The sequence below is a fragment of the Vibrio sp. 1401 genome, from assembly GCF_033340295.1.
Map to the genome: position 1 here is coordinate 1 of NZ_JAWOWF010000244.1, position 823 is coordinate 823.

At 45.4% G+C, this 823-nt stretch carries 1 protein-coding gene; it reads right to left on the bottom strand.

The features are described from left to right. The coding region (locus tag R7Z77_RS24855; RefSeq protein WP_318136984.1) for an NADH:flavin oxidoreductase at nt 1-781 on the bottom strand (781 nt) is incomplete at its 3' end. Nucleotides 782-823 lie beyond the last annotated feature (42 nt).

Below are 823 nucleotides of genomic sequence, written 5' to 3' on the forward strand. Positions count from 1 at the left end.
CGTTTGCTTTGCCGTGAATGTTGCCGGAGACGATGATCGCATCAACGCCCACTTCTTCGAGTTTCTTACACACGATGCGTGTTTCATCGAATGTTAAACCGCCGTCAAAAAATTCTGTCGCGGTCAGCTTCACAAGAATTGGAAACGCATCCCCCACCAACATTCTGGTTTCAGAATAAATTTCCAAAAGCAAACGCATACGATTTTCTAAGCTGCCTCCGTATTCGTCTTCGCGTCGGTTGTAGTACGGGCTTAAAAACTGGTTGATTAAGTAAGTGTGCGCGGCATGAATCTCGACACCGTCAAAACCAGCTTCTTGAGCTCGTTTACTCGCTAATGCAAATGCTTTTACGATGTAGTCGATTTCATCCTTCGTCATCGCTTTGCCTTGAGTATTCGTGCCGCGCTCAGGCACATCACTCGGTGCAAAAATCACGCGCTCACCGACGTTGTAGGTGGTTTTAGTACCGCCATAAGCAATTTGCATCACAATTTTAGAATCGTACTGATGAACCAGTTCTGTGAGCTTTTTGTATTCTTCGATGAACGAGTCGTTGTAAATACCCATCATCCCTGCGTTGGGCTTTTCTTCTTCAACGATATTGGCGTAACCTGTGACGATTAGCCCGACTTCACCTTTAGCAAGCTCTTCGTAAATATCGTAAAGCTTTGCCGTCATGTGGCCATCTTCAGTCGCCATATTTTCCCACGTTGCGCTACGCACAAAGCGGTTCTTTAGGGTCATGCTGCCAATGCGGGCTTCGGAAAATAAAATACTCAAAACCAGTCCTCTTAATTCGTTTTTATTGTTTGACGCGTTTGT